This window comes from Streptomyces chisholmiae, assembly GCF_031845445.1.
Classification (GTDB): Bacteria; Actinomycetota; Actinomycetes; order Streptomycetales; family Streptomycetaceae; genus Streptomyces; species Streptomyces chisholmiae.
The window spans coordinates 1-454 of the sequence record NZ_JAVREO010000180.1 but is presented as its reverse complement, the minus strand read 5'-3'; the positions used below and the strand labels follow the sequence as shown (position 1 = coordinate 454).

Genomic DNA, 454 nt, shown 5'->3' with positions numbered 1-454 from the left:
ATGTACGCCATGGCCATGAAGGTCGTGACGCCGCCGCGCACCTCGCGCGCGACCGTGGAGCCTCGTTCGGATATGTGGAAGTACCGGTCGAGCCATGATCTTCCGGCGGGGACGCGCGAGCCGGGGCCCGCGGCCTCCGCGCTGGTCTTCGGTTCCACTGACTGCTGGGTCCTGATGCCTGACTCCCAAGGTTCACAGGGGCACCCGCTTGGAGATTCCTGAATGCGGGATTTGGGATGACTGCGACGGCTGCACGACCCGGGGACGGCCGGGACGAACTGTTGAGGCAGATACGGATGTGCCGGAGGCACGAGTCGATCCGTGAGGCGCTGCCGTGCGCGCCGGGTGTGCCGGTGCACGGCGGAGAACCGCGAGCGGTGCGGTGCTTGGTGTCTCCGGGCGGTGCGGGATGCGGAAAAGTGTGACGTTCTCGGCTCAGCAACACCGCCCGGAG

1 pseudogene is annotated in these 454 nt (G+C 67.6%); it reads right to left on the bottom strand.

The features are described 5' to 3' along the window. Nucleotides 1-158 (bottom strand): annotated as a pseudogene (locus tag RM844_RS32685) (NCS2 family permease); the annotation flags it as partial. Nucleotides 159-454 lie beyond the last annotated feature (296 nt).